The organism is Pseudomonas sp. GL-B-26 (assembly GCF_019947405.1).
GTDB lineage: Bacteria > Pseudomonadota > Gammaproteobacteria > Pseudomonadales > Pseudomonadaceae > Aquipseudomonas.
In genome coordinates, this window is record NZ_JAGYGJ010000019.1 from 99660 (window position 1) to 106797 (window position 7138).

Consider the following 7138-nt stretch of genomic DNA (forward strand, 5'->3'; position numbering starts at 1 on the left):
TATCCTGCTTTCCCGTGGATCTTTACCCATGTCTGAAAACCAGCGCCCCCTGGCGGTCACGCTGCAAGTCGTTTCCATCGTCCTGTTCACCTTCATCGGCTACCTGAATATCGGCATTCCCCTGGCCGTGTTGCCGGGCTACGTCCACAGCGATTTGGGTTTCGGCGCGGTCATCGCCGGCCTGGTGATCAGCGTGCAATACCTGGCCACCCTGCTCAGCCGTCCTTATGCCGGGAAAATCATCGACAACAAGGGCAGCAAACTCGCCGTGATGTACGGCCTCGCCGGTTGCGGTTTGAGCGGTGTGTTCATGTTGATTTCGGCCTGGACCCAGAGTCTGCCGACCTTGAGCCTGATCAGCCTGTTGATCGGCCGCCTGGTGCTCGGCAGCGCGGAAAGCCTGGTGGGCTCCGGTTCGATCGGCTGGGGCATCGGCCGGGTCGGCGCGTCGAATACCGCCAAGGTCATTTCCTGGAACGGCATCGCCAGTTATGGCGCACTGGCGGTCGGCGCACCGCTGGGCGTGCTGCTGGTGAATCAGCTGGGCTTGTGGAGCATGGGCGTGAGCATCGTGTTGCTGGCCGTCCTCGGTCTGGTGCTGGCCTGGCCGAAAACCGCTGCGCCGATTGTGGTCGGTGAGCGCTTGCCGTTCATGCATGTGCTGGGGCGCGTGCTGCCACATGGTTGCGGCCTGGCGCTGGGCTCCATCGGATTTGGCACCATCGCCACCTTCATCACCCTGTATTACGCCACGCAACACTGGGACAACGCGGTGCTGTGCCTGAGCCTGTTCGGCGCCAGTTTCATCGGTGCGCGCCTGCTGTTCGGCAATCTGATCAACCGCCTCGGCGGCTTTCGCGTGGCGATTGCCTGCCTGTCGGTGGAAACACTGGGGCTGTTGCTGCTGTGGCTGGCGCCGGACGCTCATTGGGCATTGGCCGGTGCGGCGCTAAGCGGGTTCGGTTTCTCACTGGTGTTCCCCGCGCTGGGGGTGGAAGCGGTCAACCTGGTACCGGCCTCAAGTCGTGGCGCGGCAGTCGGGGCTTATTCGTTGTTCATCGATTTGTCGCTGGGGATTACCGGGCCGCTGGCCGGGGCGATTGCGGCAGGCTTTGGTTTTGCATCGATCTTCCTGTTCGCCGCCCTGGCCGCCCTGAGCGGTTTGGCACTGAGTGTTTACTTGTACCGGCAGGCGCCGAAGCATCTCAATGAAAAGTACCGGGAAGAGCGCCAAGCCCGCTAAAAATCGACCTTGCCACGTCCGGCCTTGATGCTGCCGCGCTTGGTCTTTGACTCCAGCCGACGCTTCTTCGAACCGAGGGTCGGTTTGGTCGGACGACGTTTCTTTTCGACCTTGGTGGCACTGAGGATCAGCTCGGTCAGCCGTTCCAGTGCATCCGCGCGATTGGCTTCCTGCGTGCGGTATTGCTGGGCCTTGATGATCAACACCCCTTCGCTGGTGATGCGACTGTCGCGCAGCGCCAGCAACCGCTCCTTGTAGAACTCGGGCAAGGACGAGGCCGGAATGTCGAAACGCAGGTGCACCGCGCTGGAGACCTTGTTAACGTTCTGCCCACCGGCGCCCTGGGCACGAATGGCGGTCAACTCGATCTCGGCATCCGGCAGATGCACGTTGTTGGAAATCACCAGCATGGAAAAGCGTCCGTATTCAGAGTGCGCAGGATACCGCGAATAAGCTCTCCGGCACGCCGCTCCCACAGGGGTTTTGTGTGAACCCCATAAATGACAAACCCGGCACAGTGGCCGGGTTTGTTGTTTCTGCGCTCGGCGCTTACTTCGCGCTGGAGCCTGTTGCCTGCAACGCGTGTTGGGCGCTGCGCTTGTTCTTGATGCCGTAGCAAATCCACATGAACGCGACCCACACAGGAATCGCATACACCGAGATCTGAATCCCCGGAATCAGCAGCATGACGCCCAGAATGAACACTACGAACGCCAGACAGATGTAGTTCCCGTACGGGTACCACAGGGCCTTGAACAACGGCGTTTGTTTGGTCTTGTTCATGTGCTGGCGGAACTTGAAGTGCGAGAAGCTGATCATCGCCCAGTTGATCACCAGGGTGGCAACCACCAACGACATCAACAGTTCCAGCGCGTTTTGCGGAATCAGGTAGTTCAGCAATACGGCAATCAATGTCACCGCCGCCGAAGCAAGGATCGAACGCACTGGCACGCCGCGCTTGTCGATCTTCGACAAGGCTTTCGGCGCATCGCCCTGCTCGGCCATGCCCAGCAGCATGCGGCTGTTGCAGTAGGTGCCGCTGTTGTACACCGACAGCGCCGCGGTCAGGACCACGAAGTTGAGGATGTGCGCAGCGGTGTCGCTGCCGAGCATCGAGAACACCTGCACGAACGGGCTGCCGCTGTAGGAATCACCCGACGCGTTCAGAGTCGCCAACAGGCTGTCCCATGGCGTCAGCGAAAGCAGGATAACCAACGCACCGATGTAGAAAATCAGGATCCGGTAGATCACCTGGTTGATGGCTTTCGGGATCACGGTTTTCGGCTTGTCGGCTTCAGCTGCGGTGAAACCGAGCATTTCCAGGCCGCCGAAAGAGAACATGATGATCGCCATGGCCATCACCAGACCGCTGACACCGTTCGGGAAGAAGCCGCCGTGGGCCCACAGATTGGTCACCGACGCTTGCGGGCCGCCGTCGCCGCTAACCAGCAGGTAGCTACCCAGCGCAATCATGCCGACGATGGCCACGACCTTGATGATCGCGAACCAGAACTCGGCCTCACCAAAGACTTTGACGTTGGCCAGGTTGATCAAGTTGATCAGGACGAAGAAGCCGGCTGCCGAGACCCAGGTCGGGATGTGTGGCGCCCAGTAGTGGATGTATTTGCCGACCGCGGTCAGCTCCGACATGCCCACCAGAATGTACAGAATCCAGCAGTTCCAGCCCGACAGAAAGCCGGCGAAACCGCCCCAGTATTTATGGGCGAAGTGGCTGAAGGAGCCGGCGACTGGCTCTTCGACGATCATTTCGCCGAGCTGGCGCATGATCATGAAAGCAATGAAGCCGCAGATGGCGTAGCCGAGGATCATCGACGGGCCGGCGGATTTCAGTACGCCGGCCGAGCCGAGGAACAGCCCGGTACCGATCGCGCCACCGAGGGCGATCAGTTGAATATGGCGATTTTTCAGGCCGCGTTTCAGCTCGCCTGAATGCGAGTTTTGTCCACTCATGAAAAGGGTCTCACGCAAGGTTTGATGATGTTCGTTAGACGTTGCTGCTCGGTTGCGATTTCAAGCAGCGCCGATCAAACCCCAGCGAAGGCAAAAGGAGTTCAGCGTTTTTACAACGGTCATGCGTCACCTGTTTGTTTTTATCTGTGACGAAATCGAACCCGACACGCTTGTGGCGCGGCGGAGTGAACAAGGCGGATAGCCTTGAGGTTTGCGCAGATGCGCAGGAGGTCACAGTTAAAACGCGGCGCATTGTACACCTGTAACCCCCTGCCGCCAGACACCGCTGGATCAGCGTGTCATTTGCCGGGATTGCCTGTGTCCGCCTCGAAGGTCTCGGGCGGCTGCAAAAATAGAGTCAGACCTTTGCGGGTCATCGACGGGAGCGACGGAAAAATCGCTCCACGGGGAGAGATGGAGATGAGTCACGGCGTACATTGCGCCTCCTTCTTGTTATGCACCTGCACGACAGGCATGGGACGCATCTCACCCTTCAACCGCGCCTGAAACAAGCGGGCCAGAGCCCTGCGCAAGGGTTAGTTGGCTGTTAGGCGGAAGGTTTTCCTTACATCTCTTCCGCAAGCGTCAAACCATGGGCTTTGAGGCTTGATTTCGTCAGCATTTCTTTACATGCCGTAACGTAAATTTGCCGAATCAGATCTGGCTGTAGGCTGACTGCAAATTGACGGTAGGACGTTTCCTTAGGAAAAGGTCGAGTTAGTTTTTTGTTTTTTATCAACAAATTTCTTAATTAAAAATAGAATAAAAAGTTCAAACAAATCTTATTTGATTATTTTTTTGCAATTTAAAAATCTCTGAACTAGGTTTTCAGCGACTTGCTGAGACGCATCAATCAGCAAGTTGGCGGGTTATTCAATGATTGAAAACGCGCCGCAGCACTTACCAAAAAAGTCATCTAGGAGATTCACAATGCAAGCACTTGAAAAAGACTTGGAAACTGAACTGCAACTGGACGATTGGTTTGAAGCACCGACCCATGAAGCCGCCGTTGAAATGATGCAAGCCGATGCGGTTGTTCCGTTCGGCACGGCGATGTGGCCTCTGTAAGACATCCCGGCAGGCACGATCCGGCCGGTGGTGCCTGCCACTTTTTCTCGGTTTGTCAGGGAGGACTACATGGATAAGCAACGCGCCATTTCGCATTTCCTTTACTACCTCGCACATCACCCTGCCCTTGTCGGCATCAACCCGGCGAAGGTCTTGCTCGGCCACACGGCTGATTACCAGGCACTGACGGGCGCCATCGCCGAACAGGTCAGCAACAGCCCACGGTTCAGCTTCAGTGCGATGCGACTGGATCTGGAATCCACAGAATTGCTGGCCAAGGCTATTGCCGACAGCGATCTGTACATTTTCTTCTACGACTCTTCCACCCTGCCCAACCCACGCCCCGACGGCCCGGAATTTGTCCGCGCGCTGCAAGGCGTCATGGCCGAGAACTGGAAGAAGTCGCTGCTGTTCAAGGATTATGGCGATTACTTCTACGACACGTTCAGTGTCACCCCGCAGCGCATTGCCGGGTTGAACAGCCACTTGATCCAGCGCATGTCCCATGCCACCACGTTAAGTTTCAAAGATGATCACGGCTCGTGGTTCGACACACCGTTGAGCAGTATCAAGAAGTGGACCGACATCAACGGTGTCGGCAACTTCGATCTGGCGCCTGGTGAAATTGCCACGCACAGCGAGGCCATTAACGGCCGGGTCAAGTTCATGGGGACTTTTCTCAGCACCATTCCATTTGCCCGCAAATACGGGGTGCTGGAGTCGCCGCTAGAGTTGTGGATCGAGAACTCGACCATCAGCAAAATCGCCACCGAGGTGCCGGGGCTGGAACATGACTTCAACAAGTACCTGGAGGCCAATCCATCCAATCGGCGGATTGAGGAGCTGGGAATTGGCACAAATGAAGGCGTTAAGGCGTTGTATGCGCGCAATGCCGGGTTCGAGGAGCGTCATTGCGGGCTGCATCTGGGATTGGGGGGTGGCGCGAAGGGTAGCCATCATCTGGACCTGATCTTCTCCAGCGGCGTGTTGGCGCTGGATGATGAGCCGGTGTTTGATGGGCGGTTTGTGTTTTAGCCACAAAGACAGACCAAAAAAAACGCCAACCCGAGGGTTGGCGTTTTTCATGTGCCGCTTACCGATTACTCAGGCTTGCGACGACCGAAGCCCGGACGCTGGCCCGAACCGGCTGGCGCACCACGGCGCTTGCCCGATGGCGCGTCCTTGTCGACCAGAACGATGCCTGGACGCTTCTTCGCCGGTGCCTTGGCCGGGCGCTTGGTGTCGGAAGGACGGTCTGCCACCGGCGTACCGCGACCCGACTCACCACGAGACTCACCACGACCGGCTGGAGCACCGCGATCGCTACGACCACCGCTTGGTGCACCACGGCCTTCGCCGCGCTCAGTGCGACCATTGGCCGGACGTGGCGTGCGTGGACCGCGCTCGCCGTCAGCACGAGGTGCTGCTGGTTTGCGGGCTGGACGCTCGCCTTCGATATGCGGTTCACGAGTATCACGTGGAGTAGCCGCTGTCTGGTTGCCGATCGCTGGACGCAACGAACGCACGCGCTCGGTCTTGCCCATTGGACGCGACGATTTACGCTGCATGCGGTCGAGCTTGTCTTTGCTCTTGGCATTCATCTGCGGCATGGCCACAGGCGTCAGGCCAACTTCAGCACTCAGAATGTCGACTTCGTACTGGCTCATTTCGCGCCAGCGACCCATCGGCAGGTCGGAGTTGAGGAACACCGGACCGAAACGCACGCGCTTCAGACGGCTGACCACCAGGCCCTGGGATTCCCAGAGACGACGGACTTCGCGGTTGCGACCTTCCATCACCACGCAGTGATACCAGTGGTTGAAACCTTCGCCACCCGGCGCTTGCTTGATGTCGGTGAACTTGGCCGGGCCGTCTTCGAGGACGACGCCTGCTTTCAGACGCTCGATCATCTCGTCATCGACTTCGCCACGCACACGTACCGCGTATTCACGGTCCATTTCGTAGGAAGGGTGCATCAGGCGGTTGGCCAGCTCACCGTCGGTGGTGAACATCAGCAGACCGGTGGTGTTGATGTCCAGACGACCGATGTTGATCCAGCGACCTTCTTTCGGGCGCGGCATCTTGTCGAAAACGGTCGGACGGCCTTCCGGATCAAGGCGGGTGCAGATTTCGCCGTCCGGCTTGTTGTACATGATCACGCGGCGTACCGACTCGGCGGCTTCTTCGCGCTTGATCACCTTGCCATCAATGGTGATGGCGTCGTGCATGTCGACGCGCTGCCCGAGGGTGGCGTCTTTGCCATTGACCTTGATGCGGCCGTGGCTGATCCAGGCTTCTACGTCACGGCGCGAGCCGACGCCGATACGGGCGAGGACTTTCTGCAGTTTTTCGCCTGCTGGGCCGATTTCCTGGTCGTCTTTCTGGTCGTTGATACTCATCTGGGCACCTCCCGGTGTGGTCTGTTCAGGCAGCTCTGAAGTGAGGGTCCTGAAGAGTTGAAAGCTGGTTCTCGGGCGAAGGGATCGCCGAAGGGTCGCGAATCATACGCTCATGGGAGCGTTCGCGCATCAGAGACTAGCTGATCAATGGCGACTTACCTGGATTTCCGCCGACCGGTGGCGCCGAGTTTGGTTAGCCGCAGCGACGCTTCGGCCAGTACCGTGCGCTTGTCGACCTTGTCGAGTTTCTTCCACGCCTTGATCTCGCGCTTGCTGCGGCCACAGCCGATGCAGATGTCGTCGGTGAATTTGCAGAGGCTTATGCAGGGGTCTTTGGTTGAGCTCATCGATAATTCCAGGCAACACCACAAAACCACTGTGGGAGCGGGCTTGCTCGCGAAGGCGGTGGGTCAGTCGACATTATTGTTGCCTGACCCACCGCCTTCGCGAGCAAGCC

Annotated in this window: 7 protein-coding genes; 3 read left to right on the top strand and 4 right to left on the bottom strand. The window is 58.4% G+C overall.

Translation table 11 applies throughout. The features are described 5' to 3' along the window. Positions 1-28 precede the first annotated feature (28 nt). Entirely contained in the window at positions 29-1243 is a 1215-nt protein-coding gene (locus tag KGB23_RS14805) for an MFS transporter (RefSeq protein WP_223431626.1), read from the top strand. Here KGB23_RS14805 and arfB read toward each other — a convergent pair. Next, on the bottom strand, positions 1240-1653 hold the full coding sequence (gene arfB / locus KGB23_RS14810) for an alternative ribosome rescue aminoacyl-tRNA hydrolase ArfB (RefSeq protein WP_008010994.1): 414 nt from the start codon (positions 1651-1653) through the stop codon (positions 1240-1242). The two genes, KGB23_RS14805 and arfB, sit on opposite strands and share 4 nt — an antisense overlap. A gap of 139 nt (positions 1654-1792) precedes the next feature. Beyond that, complete coding sequence (locus KGB23_RS14815; protein ID WP_223431627.1) at positions 1793-3214, bottom strand: amino acid permease; 1422 nt, start codon at positions 3212-3214, stop codon at positions 1793-1795. A 930-nt stretch (positions 3215-4144) separates the two neighbouring features. Here KGB23_RS14815 and KGB23_RS14820 point away from each other — a divergent pair. Together KGB23_RS14820 and KGB23_RS14825 are read left to right on the top strand one after the other, a co-directional pair. Beyond that, positions 4145-4282: a hypothetical protein gene (locus tag KGB23_RS14820; RefSeq protein WP_010461921.1), complete on the top strand. Its 138-nt coding sequence runs from the start codon at positions 4145-4147 to the stop codon at positions 4280-4282. 69 nt (positions 4283-4351) lie between these two features. Further along, entirely contained in the window at positions 4352-5317 is a 966-nt protein-coding gene (locus tag KGB23_RS14825; RefSeq protein WP_223431628.1) for a leucyl aminopeptidase, read from the top strand. Positions 5318-5382: 65 nt separating this feature from the next. On the opposite strand, the gene rluB is transcribed toward KGB23_RS14825, so the two are convergent. Then, positions 5383-6681, bottom strand: a complete 1299-nt coding sequence (gene rluB, locus KGB23_RS14830) for a 23S rRNA pseudouridine(2605) synthase RluB (protein WP_008156114.1) — start codon at positions 6679-6681, stop codon at positions 5383-5385. Between the two features lie 155 nt (positions 6682-6836). Continuing rightward, positions 6837-7028, bottom strand: coding sequence for a DUF1289 domain-containing protein (locus tag KGB23_RS14835; RefSeq protein ID WP_223431629.1), 192 nt, complete (start codon positions 7026-7028; stop codon positions 6837-6839). Positions 7029-7138: the final 110 nt, after the last annotated feature.